Genomic DNA, 14,192 nt, shown 5'->3' with positions numbered 1-14,192 from the left:
TTCCCTCACCCCAGGTAATCAAAAAAGGACTGCCCATGTCTGCCTTGCCTGCTACGCCGCGGCGTGCCCTGGTGGCCGCCCTCGTCGGTTTCCACATCCTCATCATCATCGCCAGCAATTACCTAGTGCAGCTCCCGCTGCAGCTCTTCGGCTGGCATACCACCTGGGGCGCCTTCAGCTTCCCCTTCATCTTCCTGGCCACCGACCTTACCGTCCGGATAATGGGCAAGGCTCCTGCGCGCCAGGTCATCGCGCGGGTAATGGTCCCGGCGCTGGTGGTCTCCTACCTGGTTTCCGTGCTGTTCCAGGACGGCGGCTTCCAGGGCTGGACGGCGTTGGCCGTGGTCAACGTCTTTGTCCTGCGCATCTCGCTGGCCAGCTTTTGCGCCTACGTGCTCGGCCAACTGCTCGACATCCAGGTGTTCGACCGGCTGCGGCGCTCACCCCACTGGTGGCTGGCGCCAACCGCCTCGACCCTGTTCGGCAATGGGCTCGATACCCTCGCCTTCTTCTTCGTGGCCTTCTGGCGCAGCGACAACCCCTTCATGGCCAGTCACTGGCCGGAGATCGCCCTGGTCGACTATGGCGTCAAGCTGACGGTCAGCCTGCTGCTCTTCGTGCCGCTCTACGGGGTGCTGTTGCGCTCCCTGGTGCCCCGGGCCCTGGCGCGCCGCCCCGATCTGGCCTGAAGCCAGGATTGCTGGCGAGCGCGGCTTCGGCCTAGAGTGACGACTCGCTCCCCGCATCAGGCCTCGCCATGCTCGCCACCGCCCTCGCCCGCTTCCCGCGCCTGACGCTACAACCCTCGGCAACCCCGCTGGATGTGCTGCCACGGCTGTCGGCGGAACTTGGCCGACCGATCTATTGCAAGCGCGACGACACCACCAGCCTGGCCCTGGGCGGCAACAAGGTGCGCAAGCTGGAGTACCTCGTCGCCGAGGCCCTGGCTGCCGGTGCCGACACCCTGGTGACCGCGGGCGCCATCCAGTCCAACCACGTTCGCCAGACCGCGGCCGTCGCGGCCCAGCAGGGGCTGGACTGCGTCGCCCTGCTGGAAAACCCCATCGGCACAACAGATCCTGGTTATCTGCACGGCGGCAATCGCCTTCTACTGGAGCTGTTTGGCGCCCAGATCCGTTCGGTCGCGGCCCTCGATGATCCGCTCAATCAGCTGGAAGCCGAGGCCGAGCGCCTGCGCCAGCAGGGGCGCACGCCACGTGTGATCCCCATCGGCGGTTCAAGTGCCCTGGGCGCTCTCGGCTATGTCCGCGCCGGTCTGGAGCTGGCCGGGCAACTGGATGCCCTGGACCTGCAACCGGCCGCCGTCATTCTCGCCTCCGGCAGCGCCGGCACCCAGGCCGGGCTGGACCTCGCCTTCCATCATCTGCGACCGGGCATGCCGGTGATCGGCATCACCGTCTCACGCACTCAGGCCGAGCAGTTGCCCAAGGTAGCCCTGTTGCGCCAACACCTTGCCGAGCTGCTGGAAGTCACCGCGCCTGAGGATCCACCGGTGTTGCGCGACGGCTACTTCGGCCCACGCTATGGCGAACCCAATCCTGGCACCCTGGCCGCCATCCGCTGCCTGGGCCGCCTGGAAGGCCTGGTGCTGGATCCGGTCTATACCGGCAAGGCCATGGCCGGCCTGCTGGATCTGGTGACTACCGATGCCCTGCCACCCGGGCCAGTGGTGTTCCTGCACACCGGCGGGGCGCCGGGCACCTTTGCCTACGGCGATTGGTTGGCTTGATCGGCTAGCCAACTGACTGGGCGATGGCATAACGTCAGCAGTTTTCGGACTTGGGATGTCAGATCAGACACCCCCATAGTGGCGCACCCTCATACACTCAAGGATCACCTCATGCGCAAACCTCTCTCCCAGCGTCTGTTCCGTAGTGCTGCCCTGTTGCTGGCCCTGGGCCTGGCGCACCAGGCCACCGCTCAGGCCGAAGACCTGCTGCAGACCGTCAAGCAGCGCGGCCAGCTCGTCGTCGGGCTGGAGGGTACCTACCCGCCCTTCAGCTTCCAGGACGAGCAGGGCCAGCTGACCGGTTTCGAAGTGGACTTCGCCAAGGCCCTGGCCAAGGAACTGGGCGTCGATGCCAAGATCCAGCCCGGCAAGTGGGACGGCCTGTTGGCCGCCCTTGAGTCACGTCGCCTGGATGTGGTGATCAATCAGGTGACCATCAGCGAGGAGCGCAAGAAGAAATATGACTTCTCCACCCCCTACACCGTCTCCGGCATCCAGGCCCTGGTACGCAAGGACGACGTCGACAGCATCAAGACCGCCGCCGATCTCGCCGGCAAGAAGGTCGGCGTCGGTCTGGGCACCAACTATGAGCAGTGGCTGCGCCAGAACGTACCCAAGGCGGATGTCCGCACCTACGAAGACGACCCGACCAAATACCAGGACCTGCGCGTAGGCCGTATCGACGCCATCCTCGTCGACCGCCTGGCCGCCCTGGAGCTGCTGTCCAAGACCAAGGACCGCCTGGCACTGGCCGGCGAACCCTTCAGCCGTCAGGAATCGGGCGTCGCCGAGCGCAAGGGCGATCCGGAATTCCACGCCGCGGTCGACCAGGCCATCGCCAAGCTGCGCGCTGACGGCACCCTGGCGAAGATCTCCGAGAAGTGGTTCAAGGCCGACGTCACCCAATGAGTGGCACCCTTCAGCTCCTGCTCGATTCGCTGCCCTTCCTGCTGAAGGGCGCGATCTGGACCGTGGTCCTGAGCCTTGGCGGCATGTTCTTCGGACTGCTGCTGGGCTTCGGCCTGGCCCTGTTGCGGCGTTCATCCAATCTGCTGCTACGTAGCCTCGCGCGGCTGTACATCTCGTTTTTCCGGGGTACGCCGCTGCTGGTGCAGTTGTTCGTCATCTACTACGGCCTGCCCGAGCTGGGCCTGCAACTCGATCCGCTCCCGGCGGCACTGATCGGCTTCTCGCTGAACATGGCGGCCTATACGGCGGAGATCATTCGCTCGGCCATCGGTGCCATCGACCGCGGCCAATGGGAAGCCGCCGCCAGCATCGGCATGACGCCCCTGCAGACCCTGAGACGCGCCATCCTGCCCCAGGCCCTGCGCATCGCCCTGCCACCGCTGGGCAACAGCTTCATTTCACTGGTGAAGGACACCTCGCTGGCCGCCACCATCCAGGTGCCCGAACTCTTCCGCCAGGCCCAGCTGATCACCGCCCGCACCTTCGAGATCTTCAGTCTCTATCTGGCGGCAGCACTGCTCTACTGGATCCTGGCCAGCCTGCTGTCCACCTTGCAGAACCGGCTGGAACGGCACTACGGGCGCCACATCAACGAACGAGGCCAGTCATGATCCAGGTGAAGGGGCTGTCCAAGTCCTTCCGGCAGCAGACCGTGCTCCAGGCCATCGATCTGGAGGTAGCCCAGGGCGAGGTGGTGGCCATCATCGGCCCCAGCGGTTCGGGCAAGACCACCCTGTTGCGCTGCCTGAACCTGCTGGAAACGCCGGATGCCGGCAGCATCCGCCTGGGCGAGTTGACCATCGACGCGAGCCGGCCGCTGAAATCCCAGCAGGCGACCATCCGCCAGGTGCGCCAGCGCATGGGTTTCGTTTTCCAGAACTTCAATCTGTTTCCCCATCGCACCGCGCTGGAGAACGTAATCGAAGGCCCGCTCATCGTCCAGGGCGAGGACCGTGCCAGCGCCCTCGCCCACGGCCGCGAACTCTTGTCCAAGGTCGGCCTGGCCGACAAGGCCGACAGCTATCCAGGGCAGTTGTCCGGTGGGCAGCAGCAACGGGTCGCCATCGCTCGCGCGCTGGCCATGCGGCCTCAGGCCATTCTTTTCGACGAACCGACTTCGGCGCTCGATCCCGAGCGGGTCGGCGAGGTGCTGGAGACGATTCGTGGGCTGGCCCAGGAAGGCCGTACCCTGCTCATCGTGACCCATGAGATGGCGTTCGCCCGCGACGTCGCCCACCGCGTGCTGTTCATGGACGGTGGCCACATCGTCGAACAGGGCCCGGCGGCCGAGCTGTTCAATCGACCGCGGGAGGAACGAACCCGGCGTTTTCTTGCCAAGTTCGTTCGTGATAGCGCTGCCGACTACTCCTGAGCCAGACCGGCACACCCCTGCAGGCTGGCCTGACTGACGTTGCTGTTGGCTGGCACGCCATGGGTCAGCCAGACGTTGCCGCCAATGGTCGAGCCCTGGCCGATGGTGATGCGCCCGAGGATGGTGGCCCCGGCATAGATCACCACGTCGTCCTCGACGATGGGGTGGCGCGGATGCCCCTTCTTGAGGTTGCCCTCGGCATCGGCCGGGAAGCGCTTGGCGCCCAGGGTCACCGCCTGATAGATGCGTACCCGGTCACCGATGATGCAGGTCTCGCCAATCACCACGCCGGTACCATGGTCGATGAAGAAGCCTTCGCCGATCTGGGCGCCCGGGTGGATGTCGATGCCAGTGGCCGAATGTGCCCGCTCGCTCACCATGCGCGCCAGCAGCGGCAGCCCGCTGCGATAGAAATGATGGGCGATGCGGTGGTGGATCATGGCGTGGATGCCCGGATAGCAGAGCAGCACCTCGTCCACGCTGCGCGCGGCCGGGTCGCCCTGGTAGGCGGCGATGACGTCGGTGTCCAGCAGACGGCGCAGATCTGGCAGGGCCAGGGCGAAGGCCTGTACCAGCCGCCGGGCCTCGTCGGCGCGATCGACACCGTTCTCACCACGCTGTTTGCCGAAATAGTCGAGCTCCAGCTTCGCCTGGATCATCAGGGCATTGAGCGCGCGTTCCAGTTCGAAGCCGACATAGAAGTCCTCGCTTTCCTGGCGCAGCTGATCCGGTCCGAGCCGCAGCGGAAAGAGCGCGCCGCTCAGGGATTCGATCACGCTGGCCATGACACTGCGTGACGGCAGTTCGCGGCCGCTGAATTCACGGAAGCGCCCGTGCGTTTCGCGCCATTGGCTGCGTGCGGCATGCAGTTCGCCAACGATGCGACTCAGCTGCCAGTCGTTGCCACCCGTGGGTTGCCCATTAAATTCGCTCATAAGTCATCTATCCAGTTGCCAGGCTGACGAGGATAAAGTATCCGATCATCCCTGACAGCCTGCGTCGCACCAGGCGCGGTAAGCTGTCGCCCTTCGCCCATCAAGGAGTGCTCCATGATCGCCTCCCCGCTGGTCACCGCCGCCTGGCTGCAAGATCAACTCGGCCGCACGGATCTCATGATCCTCGATGCCAGTCTCTATCTACCGAACGAGCCTCAGGTCGCCGACGAAACCTATCGGCAGCAGCACATTCCCGGTGCCCTGCGTTTCGACATCGAACACTTTTCCGATCCGGATACGCCGCTGCCGCACATGGTACCCAGCGCCGGGCGCTTCGCCAGACTCACTGGCGAGCTAGGTGTCACACCCACGACATCCCTGGTGATCTACGACCAGAAGGGCCTCTTTTCCGCCGCTCGCGCCTGGTGGCTATTCCGCCTGTTCGGTCACGATCAGGTCGCGGTCCTGGATGGCGGCCTGCCGCTCTGGCGTGACCAGGGGCTGCCACTGGAAGCTGGCGTGAACCAGCCCGTGCCCCAGCCGCCCTATCCCACCATCCTCAACAATCGCCTGCTCTGCGGCCTGGGCGACGTCCAGACCGCACTTAGCGTAGGCCAGACCCAGGTGCTGGATGCGCGTGGCGCCAAGCGCTTCACTGGCGAGATCCCCGAGCCACGCCCGGGCGTGGCATCCGGCCATATGCCTGGTAGCCAAAGCCTCCCCTATGACAGCCTGCTCGCCGAAGACGGCACCCTGTTGCCACCCCAGGAATTGCGCCAGCGCTTCCAGGCACTGGGCGTCGATGGCCTGCATCCGGTGATCACCAGTTGCGGCAGCGGTGTTACCGCGGCGGTCCTGCTGCTCGCGCTCAATGTCGCAGGGCTGCCGGATGGGCGACTCTACGACGGCTCCTGGAGCGAATGGGGGCAGCACCCGGCCACCATCAAGGTCCTAGGCTCCGCCTAGCGCCGGGCTTGCCAGCGCTAAGACTCTGATTTCACACAAAACCTGTAGTATTCGATAGAGACGCCCAATCGCCGACATCGCCTTTAACAATGAGGTGAATCGTCGAAATGCGATTAGTATGCGTCCTATCGATTTCAACCCTGACTTAAACCCATCAAGGAGTCATCAATGTCCCTGATCAACACCGAAGCGAAGCCTTTCACCGCGACTGCCTACCACAACGGCAAATTCGTCCAGGTGACCGAGGCCGATCTGAAGGGCAAGTGGTCCGCCATCGTCTTCTACCCGGCTGACTTCACCTTCGTGTGCCCCACCGAACTGGAAGACCTTGCTGACCTGTACCCCGAGTTCCAGAAGCTGGGCGTCGAGATCTACGGCGTGTCCTGCGACACCCATTTCGCCCACAAGGCCTGGCACGACACCTCGGACGCCATCAAGAAGGTCAACTACCCGCTGGTTGGCGACCCCACCGCGCGCCTGGCACGCAACTTCGAAGTTCTGATCGAAGAAGAAGGCCTGGCCCTGCGTGGCACCTTCCTGATCAACCCGGAAGGCCAGATCAAGCTGTGCGAAATCCACGACAACGGTATCGGCCGTGACGCCAGCGAGCTGCTGCGCAAGGTCCGCGCTGCCCAGTACGTCGCCAACCACCCGGGCGAAGTCTGCCCCGCCAAGTGGAAAGAAGGCGAAGCGACCCTGACCCCCTCGCTGGACCTGGTCGGCAAGATCTAACGCCCGCCTGATCTAGCCCGAGCGCCCGGGCGCCTTGCCCGCGCGCTCTTTTTTTGCCCATTTTTTACGGAAGCCACGTCGCCATGTTGGACGCAAATCTGAAAGCCCAGCTCAAGACCTACCTCGAACGCGTCACGCGCCCCATCGAGATCGTCGCGTCCCTCGACGATGGCGCGAAGTCCCGTGAAATGCACAGCTTGCTGCAGGACATCGCCAGCCTGTCCGATCAGGTGAGCCTCAACACCGACGGCAGCGATGAGCGTCGTCCCTCCTTCGCCCTGCTGACCCCCGGCCAGAACATCAACCTGCGCTTCGCCGGTCTGCCCATGGGCCATGAATTCACGTCCCTGGTACTGGCACTGCTGCAGGTCGGCGGCCATCCATCCAAGGCCAGCCAGGACGTCATCGAGCAGGTCAAGGCCCTCGACGGCGACTACCAGTTCGAAACCTATTTCTCCCTGTCCTGCCAGAACTGCCCGGACGTGGTCCAGGCGCTGAACCTGATGGCCGTGCTCAATCCCCGGGTCAAGCACGTCGCCGTGGACGGCGCCCTGTTCCAGGAAGAAGTTGAGCGCCGCCAGATCATGGCCGTGCCTAGCGTCTACCTCAACGGCGAACCCTTTGGCCAAGGCCGCATGGGCCTGGAAGAAATCGTTGCCAAGCTCGACACCGGCGCCGCTGCCCGCTCCGCCGACAAGCTCAACGCCAAGGACGCCTTCGACGTCCTGGTCATCGGCGGTGGCCCTGCCGGTGCCGCAGCAGCCGTCTACGCTGCACGCAAGGGCATCCGTACCGGCGTCGCCGCCGAGCGCTTCGGCGGTCAGGTGCTGGATACCCTGGCCATTGAGAACTTCATCTCCATCAAGGAGACCGAAGGTCCCAAGCTCGCCATGGCGCTGGAAGAACACGTCAAGCAGTACGAAGTCGACATCATGAATCTGCAGCGCGCCGAGCAGCTGATTCCGGCTCATGAAGTCGGCGGCCTGCACGAAGTCCGCTTCGCCGATGGCGGCTCGCTCAAGGCCAAGACGCTGATCCTTGCCACCGGTGCCCGCTGGCGTGAAATGAACGTCCCAGGCGAACGGGAATACCGCAACCGCGGCGTGGCCTACTGCCCCCACTGCGATGGCCCCCTGTTCAAGGGCAAGCGCGTTGCCGTGATCGGCGGTGGTAACTCGGGTGTCGAGGCCGCCATCGACCTCGCCGGCATCGTCGCCCAGGTGACCCTGATCGAATACGACGGCCAGCTGCGTGCCGACGCCGTACTGCAGCGCAAGTTGTTCAGCCTGCCCAACGTGACCGTCATCACCAGCGCCCTCACTAGCGAAGTGAAAGGTGATGGTCAAAAAGTCGACGGTTTGGTCTACAAGGATCGCAATTCCAGCGAGTTCCATCACATTGAGCTCGAAGGCGTCTTTGTGCAGATCGGTCTGGTCCCCAACACCGATTGGCTCAAGGGCACCGTAGAGTTGTCGCCGCGTGGCGAGATCGAAGTGGACGCCCGCTGCCAGACCTCCCTGCCTGGCGTCTTCGCCGCAGGTGACGTCACCACCGTACCTTACAAGCAGATCGTCATCGCCCTGGGCGAAGGTGCCAAGGCGTCCCTGGCTGCCTTCGATCACATGATTCGTACCAGCGCCTAATCGATCCGCTCTGCTTTTCCAGCCCAGCATCTGCCGGGCTTTTTTTCATCTGCGTGTTTCCCAAGCGCCTTGGCATGTTTCTCGCTGCAACCTAACCAAGCGTCATAAAGATGGGCACGAACGGTCTAGGAGTTCTCCTCGGACTTTCGTTAGGATCTTATGGCCGGGTCCTGCAGACCTGGCAGCTCCAGCGGTTGAGGAACAGGCCATTCATGCACAGACAGATTTCTTCCAGCATCCACGACTCCTATCCACCCAAACTCGCGCCTGCCACGCCGCTCACCCATCCGCAGCTCGTCGCCTCTCTGGAAGCCACCCTGGCCCAACGCCAGCCTGGCCCCGTCTGGCTGTTCGCCTACGGCTCGCTGATCTGGCGCCCCGAGTGCCCGACCGTCGCCGTACGTCGCGCGCGGGTGCACGGCTATCACCGCGGCCTCTATCTCTGGTCGCAGCTGCATCGCGGTACACCGGAGCAGCCTGGCCTGGTACTGGGTCTGGATCGTGGCGGCTCTTGCTCGGGCTTCGCCTACCAATTGCCCGATGAACAGCTGGATGACCATCTGCTGGCCCTGTGGAAGCGCGAGATGCCGGATGGCTCCTACCGCCCCCGCTGGCTGCAATGCCACCTGGAAGATGGCAGCAAGGTGCAGGCGCTCGGTTTCGTGTTGAAACGCAACCTCCCCTGCTACGCGGGCAATCTGCCGGACGACATCCTCAATCGGGTGCTGACCGAAGCCTCCGGCCATTTCGGCACCACCCTGGAGTACGTCGAACGCACCATTTCGGCGCTCAGGGCCCATGCCATGCCCGATCGCAACCTGGAAGCCCTGCTGCAGCGTTATCGCAGCGCACCGCTGCTGGAGGCGATGCAGGGATGAAATCGCGACAGATCAACCCCAAGAAGCTGTTGCTGAGCAAGTGGACAGCTGTCCAACCACGCGAACGGCAAAAGCACTTTATCGTCACCCGCGTCCACCCCCCGGAAGTTGAGACCGACCCCATCTCGCAAATAGATCTACAAGCCGTTCTCACTCGTCACACCTGGACGCTGGACTGGCACGAGTTGCAGGATGCAGAATGCTGGCTGCAAGGCTGGCAATGAAACTCCGAACGCAGGGCCGGGATTTTGCGACTAGCATCGCGATATGACGGCACTGTTCTGCAAAGGTGAAACCCTGTAGCAGTCGATGCTGTCACAGTGCCACCTTTGAACAGGAAGCTCTTCCGGATGACCCTTTATGTCGAACTCGCCAGCGCCTTCAATACCCTGAAAGGCGGCTTCGAGCCGTTGCGCTGTGTGATTTCAACAAGAGATCAGCGAGCTTACGACGTCGAGGTCTTTTCCCGCAGCGGCCAGTCGGTACTCAAACGCCCCATCGCCCGTACCGAGCTGCTCGATGCCGCCATGCTCGAAGCCTTCATCTTCGACAGCCGCTCGCGCATCGAACGCGACGCCGACGAAACACCCTACTGGACGATTCCTTCCTAAACGAAAAAGGCCACTCATACAGGAGTGGCCTTTTTCAATTGGATGGTGCCCGAGGCCGGAATCGAACCGGCACGACCGTTAAGTCGAGGGATTTTAAGTCCCTTGTGTCTACCAGTTTCACCACTCGGGCAAAACCAAACCCACGTAAAGCAGGCTTGTAAAACGTGATCCAGTATTTATACATCCCTGGATGATGAAAAGCCCCGTAGACCTGAATCTACGGGGCTCTCAATAGTGGAGGCCGAGGTCGGAATCGAACCGGCGTACACGGATTTGCAATCCGCTGCATGACCACTCTGCCACCCGGCCTCAAACCTGAATGTCTTGCGACACTCATGTAAAACATGGAGCGGGAAACGAGACTCGAACTCGCGACCCCGACCTTGGCAAGGTCGTGCTCTACCAACTGAGCTATTCCCGCTTGGTGACGGGCGCCATTCTATATGAGCCACCCACCATGTCAAGCCATTGATTCAAAAAACTTATTTCTTTTTCTCAGCACTCATCAGATGGGGCCAGGCCGCCATTAGATAGGTGTACATGGACCACAGCGTCAGCGCCGCGGCGACGATGAGCAAGGTGTAACCGCTGATCACCCAGAAGGTCAATTGCGGCGGATTGGCCAGCAGGATGACCAGCGCGAGCATCTGCGCCGCCGTCTTCCACTTACCCAGATTCGATACCGCGACCTGTGCCCGGGCACCCAGCTCCGCCATCCACTCGCGCAACGCCGAGACCACTATCTCTCGCCCGACGATGATAACGGCAGGCAGCGTCAGCCAGGCATTGGCGTGCTCCTGAACGAGCAGCACCAGGGCCACGGCGACGATGAGCTTGTCCGCTACCGGGTCCAGAAAGGCACCAAAGGGTGTGCTCTGCCCCAGTCGACGAGCCAGATACCCATCCAGCCAGTCCGTCGCACAGGCAATCGCAAAGACGGTGCTGGCCGTCCAGTAGCTCCAGTGGACCGGCAGATAGAACAGGATGACGAAGAGCGGAATGAGAAAGACGCGCAGTACGGTAAGCAGATTTGGAATATTCATTGGCGCGGCTATTGATGAACGTGAGGCGATTCTACTCGCTGTGCAAGGCCGCATAAATCTGCTCGGCCAGCTTTTTGCTAATGCTTGGCGCTTTGGCGATTTCCTCGATACTGGCACGCTGCAACTCGCGTAGGCCACCAAAGTGCTTCAGGAGCTCCTGCCTGCGCTTCGGACCTATACCCGCGACCTCTTCCAACGATGACGTCCGCCGCGCCTTGCCACGACGTGCGCGATGCCCGGTGATGGCGAAGCGGTGCGCCTCATCGCGGATCTGCTGGATGAGATGCAGTGCTGGCGAATGAGCTGGCAGGGTAAATTCGTTCGAAGGATCGTCCAGATAAAGCACCTCGAGCCCAGGTTTACGGGTGACACCCTTGGCGACGCCGAGCAGGACCAGGTCCGGTACCGCCAGCTCCCTGAGCACTTCCCGCGCCATGGCCAACTGGCCCTTGCCACCGTCCACCAACAGAATATCCGGCAGCTTGCCCTCTCCCGCCTTCAGGCGACTGAAGCGTCGGGTGAGCGCCTGATGCATGGCGGCATAGTCATCACCTGCGGTGACGCCTTCGATGTTGTAGCGGCGATAGTCCGATTTCAGCGGACCCTCGGGCCCAAATACGACGCAAGACGCCACCGTCGCTTCGCCGCTGGAATGACTGATATCGAAACATTCCAGCCGCTGCGGCGGCTCGGGTAGATCCAGCGCTTGCACCAGGGCATCGAAGCGAACCCCCATGTGCTGGCGGTTGGCCAAGCGCGTGTTCAGCGCCTGCTCCGCATTGGTCACCGCCAACTGCTGCCAGCGCGCCCGGGTACCACGCACTCGATGGGTGATGACTAGTTGGCGCTTGTGTACCTCGGCGAAGGCATCGATCAGCGTGGCGAAATCCTCATGTACGGAATTCACGATGATCTCTTCAGGCAGATCGCGTTCCAGATAGGCGAGGTAATACTGTTCCAGGAAGGCAGCCAGGACTTCGCTGGAGTCTTCCTCGATACCCACCTCCGGAAAGAAATTCTTGCTACCAAGTACGCGCCCACCTCGGACGGTGACCAGATGCACACAGGCTCCACCAGGATTGACCAGGGCGGCTATGACATCGACATCGCCAGTACCACCCTCGATGCTCTGTTGGTCCTGCACACGACGGACGAGCGCTACCTGGTCACGCAGCTCTGCCGCTCGCTCGAACTGCAGATTGACCGAGGCGCTTTCCATCTTGACTTGCAGTTCTTCCGCCAGAGCGTTGCTACGCCCCTCGAGAAACATCGCCGAGTGACGCACATCCTCGGCGTACTCCTGCTCGCTTACCAGGGCGACACAGGGGCCCTTGCACCTCTTGATCTGGTACTGCAGGCACGGCCGCGTGCGATTACGGAAATAGTTGTCATCGCACTGCCGCACCTGAAAGGCTTTCTGCAGCAGATTGAGACTTTCGCGGATAGCTCCAGCACTGGGATACGGCCCGAAATAGCGCCCCCTCCCTCTCTTCTCTCCACGATGAATGGTCAGCCGAGGATACTGATCCTCGGTAGAGAGATAAACGTAGGGGTAGGATTTATCATCCCTTAGCAGGATGTTGTAAGGCGGACGCCATTGCTTGATGAGGTTTTGTTCCAGCAAGAGCGCTTCGGTCTCGTTGCCGGTGATGGTGGTTTCGACCTGGGCGATCTTGGACACCATGGACGCCGTTTTCGGCGCCAAACCAGTCTTTCTAAAATAGCTGGAAAGACGGTTTTTGAGATTCTTGGCCTTGCCTACATATAAGAGCTTACCGCCCTCATCGAACATCCGATAAACACCCGGACGTCCACTGCAGCCGGATAAAAAAGCTGCAGCATCGAAAGATTGGCTCATATCAACTCGTTGCATCTACCATGCCATGGCGAACAGCCAACATGGCCAGTTCGACATCGCTGGTAATCGATAATTTCTCGAAGATTCGATAGCGATAGGTGTTGACGGTCTTGGGCGACAGACAAAGCTTGTCGGATATCACCTGGACCTTCTGACAGCCAGCGATCATCAGCGCAATCTGGATCTCACGCTCGGACAGTTGATCGAAAGGAGAGGCTTCAGCCTTCGACTGGAAGGGCTTCAAAGCCAGCTGCTGAGCAATCTGCGCACTGATGTAACGGCGACCCGCGAAGGCCTGCTTGATGGCAGTGATCATCTCTTCGATGTCGGCCCCCTTGGTCAGATAGCCGGCCGCTCCTGCCTGCAGGAGGCGGGTCGGAAAGGGATCTTCCTCACAAGCAGTCACGACAACCACCTTCAGGTCGGATCGAGTGCGCAAGAGCTTGCGCGTGGCCTCAAGTCCACCGATGCCAGGCATTCGGACATCCATCAGAACGACATCCGGCTCAAGCTCACGAGCCAGCTTCAGTGCATTTTCACCACTGTCTGCCTGGCCAACGACCTGGATTCCTGCCACATCCGCCAACATCCTCACGATGCCAGTCCGAACAAGATCATGATCGTCGACAACCAGCACCTTGATCAAAATCGACTCCCCTTCGCTTGCGCTTTCATCGCTTGCGTCACCTAACAACTGTCCGCGGACCCTAACGTTCAAGGGATAAGATCCTAGGCTACGCTATAAATTTGATTGGTCATGCAAAGAAAAAGGGGTACGACGCTGCGCACCCCTTGCCTACCGGCCTTAGGCCACTGGGCATTGTATACCGAAAAAGCCCAGTGAAATGAAGCGGATCTCGGCTCATTCCGGCCCGAATACCAATGCTCTTACCAACGGTACCCTGAGCCCCGCCGTACCACTTCAGGTCCATCTGGAAGTCGTCGCAGGTTGGGCTGAGCACTGCGAAGCCCAACATGGGATCCACGTCAGGAGACAGCATTGGCTAACTGGTCCTGGAAACCCAGGTCGTCGAAGGCGCCCGCTACGATCCTGATACCAGGGGCAGTTATGCGCAGATGCGCAATGTCTGGTTACTGCCCTCCGTGGATGGCCTACGATTCAGCTCCATGGTCATCCATAGCGATAAACACCTGATCGCGGCCATGGGCTGCTCCTACGGTATGACTCCTTGTAGGAGCGGCCCATGGCCGCGAGGGCCATAACAGCCCGGCGCAGCCGGGCTGTTTTTTTTGCTTTTGCAGACCTCAAGCCGCACCTGATCCAGCAAGCGCCGCTTAAGCCTCAGCCGCACGGCTTCTAGTCCCCTCTCCCCCGGGAGAGGGTTAGGGCAGCCTCAACCGCATGGCTTTCCAGCTTTCCAGCTTCCGCCTGCAGGCCTCTCCGCCCAAATCCCTGGGCACTCCCGCCAAAATT

The 14,192-nt window shown here is 61.8% G+C and carries 15 protein-coding genes, 3 tRNA genes and 1 pseudogene; 12 read left to right on the top strand and 7 right to left on the bottom strand.

Going from position 1 to position 14,192, the window contains the following annotated elements; all coding sequences use genetic code 11:
- Positions 1-35 precede the first annotated feature (35 nt).
- The 5 genes from ACUCV0_RS16305 (at position 36) to tcyN (ending at position 4,091) form a co-directional block, all read left to right on the top strand.
- Positions 36-689: a 7-cyano-7-deazaguanine/7-aminomethyl-7-deazaguanine transporter gene (locus ACUCV0_RS16305; protein ID WP_482213141.1), complete on the top strand. Its 654-nt coding sequence runs from the start codon at positions 36-38 to the stop codon at positions 687-689.
- 68 nt (positions 690-757) lie between these two features.
- Positions 758-1,750, top strand: coding sequence for a D-cysteine desulfhydrase (locus ACUCV0_RS16300; RefSeq protein ID WP_482213140.1), 993 nt, complete (start codon positions 758-760; stop codon positions 1,748-1,750).
- A gap of 111 nt (positions 1,751-1,861) precedes the next feature.
- Entirely contained in the window at positions 1,862-2,659 is a 798-nt protein-coding gene (gene tcyJ / locus ACUCV0_RS16295; protein ID WP_434776469.1) for a cystine ABC transporter substrate-binding protein, read from the top strand.
- A complete protein-coding gene (gene tcyL, locus ACUCV0_RS16290; RefSeq protein ID WP_059314747.1) occupies positions 2,656-3,330 on the top strand; it encodes a cystine ABC transporter permease in 675 nt (224 codons plus the stop codon). The genes tcyJ and tcyL overlap by 4 nt, the downstream gene beginning before the upstream one ends.
- Positions 3,327-4,091 carry an L-cystine ABC transporter ATP-binding protein TcyN gene (gene tcyN / locus ACUCV0_RS16285; protein WP_482213139.1) on the top strand — a complete coding sequence of 255 codons (765 nt, stop codon included), beginning with the start codon at positions 3,327-3,329 and terminating at the stop codon, positions 4,089-4,091. The genes tcyL and tcyN overlap by 4 nt, the downstream gene beginning before the upstream one ends.
- Here tcyN and epsC read toward each other — a convergent pair.
- Entirely contained in the window at positions 4,082-5,026 is a 945-nt protein-coding gene (epsC, locus tag ACUCV0_RS16280) for a serine O-acetyltransferase EpsC (protein WP_059314745.1), read from the bottom strand. The two genes, tcyN and epsC, sit on opposite strands and share 10 nt — an antisense overlap.
- A gap of 114 nt (positions 5,027-5,140) precedes the next feature.
- Here epsC and sseA point away from each other — a divergent pair, with 114 nt between their 5' ends.
- The 6 genes from sseA (at position 5,141) to ACUCV0_RS16250 (ending at position 9,856) form a co-directional block, all read left to right on the top strand.
- A complete protein-coding gene (sseA, locus tag ACUCV0_RS16275; protein ID WP_434776467.1) occupies positions 5,141-5,992 on the top strand; it encodes a 3-mercaptopyruvate sulfurtransferase in 852 nt (283 codons plus the stop codon).
- A gap of 168 nt (positions 5,993-6,160) precedes the next feature.
- The gene (ahpC, locus tag ACUCV0_RS16270; RefSeq protein WP_482213138.1) at positions 6,161-6,724 is read left to right on the top strand and encodes an alkyl hydroperoxide reductase subunit C; all 564 of its coding nucleotides are present in this window, start codon (positions 6,161-6,163) and stop codon (positions 6,722-6,724) included.
- Between the two features lie 83 nt (positions 6,725-6,807).
- Positions 6,808-8,367, top strand: a complete 1,560-nt coding sequence (gene ahpF, locus ACUCV0_RS16265; protein WP_482213137.1) for an alkyl hydroperoxide reductase subunit F — start codon at positions 6,808-6,810, stop codon at positions 8,365-8,367.
- A gap of 212 nt (positions 8,368-8,579) precedes the next feature.
- On the top strand, positions 8,580-9,245 hold the full coding sequence (locus ACUCV0_RS16260; RefSeq protein ID WP_482213136.1) for a gamma-glutamylcyclotransferase: 666 nt from the start codon (positions 8,580-8,582) through the stop codon (positions 9,243-9,245).
- Positions 9,242-9,469: a TIGR02450 family Trp-rich protein gene (locus ACUCV0_RS16255; RefSeq protein WP_482213135.1), complete on the top strand. Its 228-nt coding sequence runs from the start codon at positions 9,242-9,244 to the stop codon at positions 9,467-9,469. Before ACUCV0_RS16260 ends, ACUCV0_RS16255 begins: the two co-directional genes overlap by 4 nt.
- A 126-nt stretch (positions 9,470-9,595) precedes the next feature.
- Positions 9,596-9,856, top strand: a complete 261-nt coding sequence (locus ACUCV0_RS16250) for a hypothetical protein (RefSeq protein WP_059314739.1) — start codon at positions 9,596-9,598, stop codon at positions 9,854-9,856.
- A 43-nt stretch (positions 9,857-9,899) separates the two neighbouring features.
- Here the strand turns inward: ACUCV0_RS16250 and ACUCV0_RS16245 are convergent.
- The 6 genes from ACUCV0_RS16245 to gacA all read right to left on the bottom strand — a co-directional run bounded on the left by ACUCV0_RS16245 (position 9,900) and on the right by gacA (position 13,403).
- Positions 9,900-9,986, bottom strand: a tRNA-Leu gene (locus ACUCV0_RS16245).
- 105 nt (positions 9,987-10,091) lie between these two features.
- Positions 10,092-10,165: transfer RNA gene (locus tag ACUCV0_RS16240), tRNA-Cys, on the bottom strand.
- Positions 10,166-10,201: 36 nt separating this feature from the next.
- Positions 10,202-10,277 (bottom strand) — tRNA-Gly (locus ACUCV0_RS16235).
- A 61-nt stretch (positions 10,278-10,338) separates the two neighbouring features.
- Positions 10,339-10,899 carry a CDP-diacylglycerol--glycerol-3-phosphate 3-phosphatidyltransferase gene (gene pgsA / locus ACUCV0_RS16230; protein ID WP_059314738.1) on the bottom strand — a complete coding sequence of 187 codons (561 nt, stop codon included), beginning with the start codon at positions 10,897-10,899 and terminating at the stop codon, positions 10,339-10,341.
- Positions 10,900-10,930: 31 nt separating this feature from the next.
- A complete protein-coding gene (uvrC, locus tag ACUCV0_RS16225; protein WP_482213134.1) occupies positions 10,931-12,757 on the bottom strand; it encodes an excinuclease ABC subunit UvrC in 1,827 nt (608 codons plus the stop codon).
- Between the two features lies 1 nt (position 12,758).
- A complete protein-coding gene (gacA, locus tag ACUCV0_RS16220) occupies positions 12,759-13,403 on the bottom strand; it encodes a response regulator transcription factor GacA (protein WP_059316865.1) in 645 nt (214 codons plus the stop codon).
- 362 nt (positions 13,404-13,765) lie between these two features.
- Here gacA and ACUCV0_RS16215 point away from each other — a divergent pair.
- Positions 13,766-13,873, top strand: a pseudogene (locus ACUCV0_RS16215) (tRNA 5-methoxyuridine(34)/uridine 5-oxyacetic acid(34) synthase CmoB); the annotation flags it as partial.
- Positions 13,874-14,192: the final 319 nt, after the last annotated feature.

It is taken from the genome of Pseudomonas sp. VMV1, assembly GCF_056790235.1.
The sequence above is the reverse complement of the archived record's forward strand: the minus strand, read 5'-3'. Positions and strand labels throughout refer to the sequence as shown.

Coding starts and splice junctions, on each gene's coding strand:
- tcyN (WP_482213139.1), top strand. CDS start 3,327: ATGATCCAGGTGAAGGGGCTGTCCAAGTCCTTCCGGCAGCAGACCGTG.
- uvrC (WP_482213134.1), bottom strand. CDS start 12,757: ATGAGCCAATCTTTCGATGCTGCAGCTTTTTTATCCGGCTGCAGTGGA.
- ahpC (WP_482213138.1), top strand. CDS start 6,161: ATGTCCCTGATCAACACCGAAGCGAAGCCTTTCACCGCGACTGCCTAC.
- ACUCV0_RS16260 (WP_482213136.1), top strand. CDS start 8,580: ATGCACAGACAGATTTCTTCCAGCATCCACGACTCCTATCCACCCAAA.
- epsC (WP_059314745.1), bottom strand. CDS start 5,026: ATGAGCGAATTTAATGGGCAACCCACGGGTGGCAACGACTGGCAGCTG.
- tcyL (WP_059314747.1), top strand. CDS start 2,656: ATGAGTGGCACCCTTCAGCTCCTGCTCGATTCGCTGCCCTTCCTGCTG.
- ACUCV0_RS16300 (WP_482213140.1), top strand. CDS start 758: ATGCTCGCCACCGCCCTCGCCCGCTTCCCGCGCCTGACGCTACAACCC.
- ACUCV0_RS16255 (WP_482213135.1), top strand. CDS start 9,242: ATGAAATCGCGACAGATCAACCCCAAGAAGCTGTTGCTGAGCAAGTGG.
- ACUCV0_RS16250 (WP_059314739.1), top strand. CDS start 9,596: ATGACCCTTTATGTCGAACTCGCCAGCGCCTTCAATACCCTGAAAGGC.
- sseA (WP_434776467.1), top strand. CDS start 5,141: ATGATCGCCTCCCCGCTGGTCACCGCCGCCTGGCTGCAAGATCAACTC.
- ahpF (WP_482213137.1), top strand. CDS start 6,808: ATGTTGGACGCAAATCTGAAAGCCCAGCTCAAGACCTACCTCGAACGC.
- tcyJ (WP_434776469.1), top strand. CDS start 1,862: ATGCGCAAACCTCTCTCCCAGCGTCTGTTCCGTAGTGCTGCCCTGTTG.
- ACUCV0_RS16305 (WP_482213141.1), top strand. CDS start 36: ATGTCTGCCTTGCCTGCTACGCCGCGGCGTGCCCTGGTGGCCGCCCTC.
- pgsA (WP_059314738.1), bottom strand. CDS start 10,899: ATGAATATTCCAAATCTGCTTACCGTACTGCGCGTCTTTCTCATTCCG.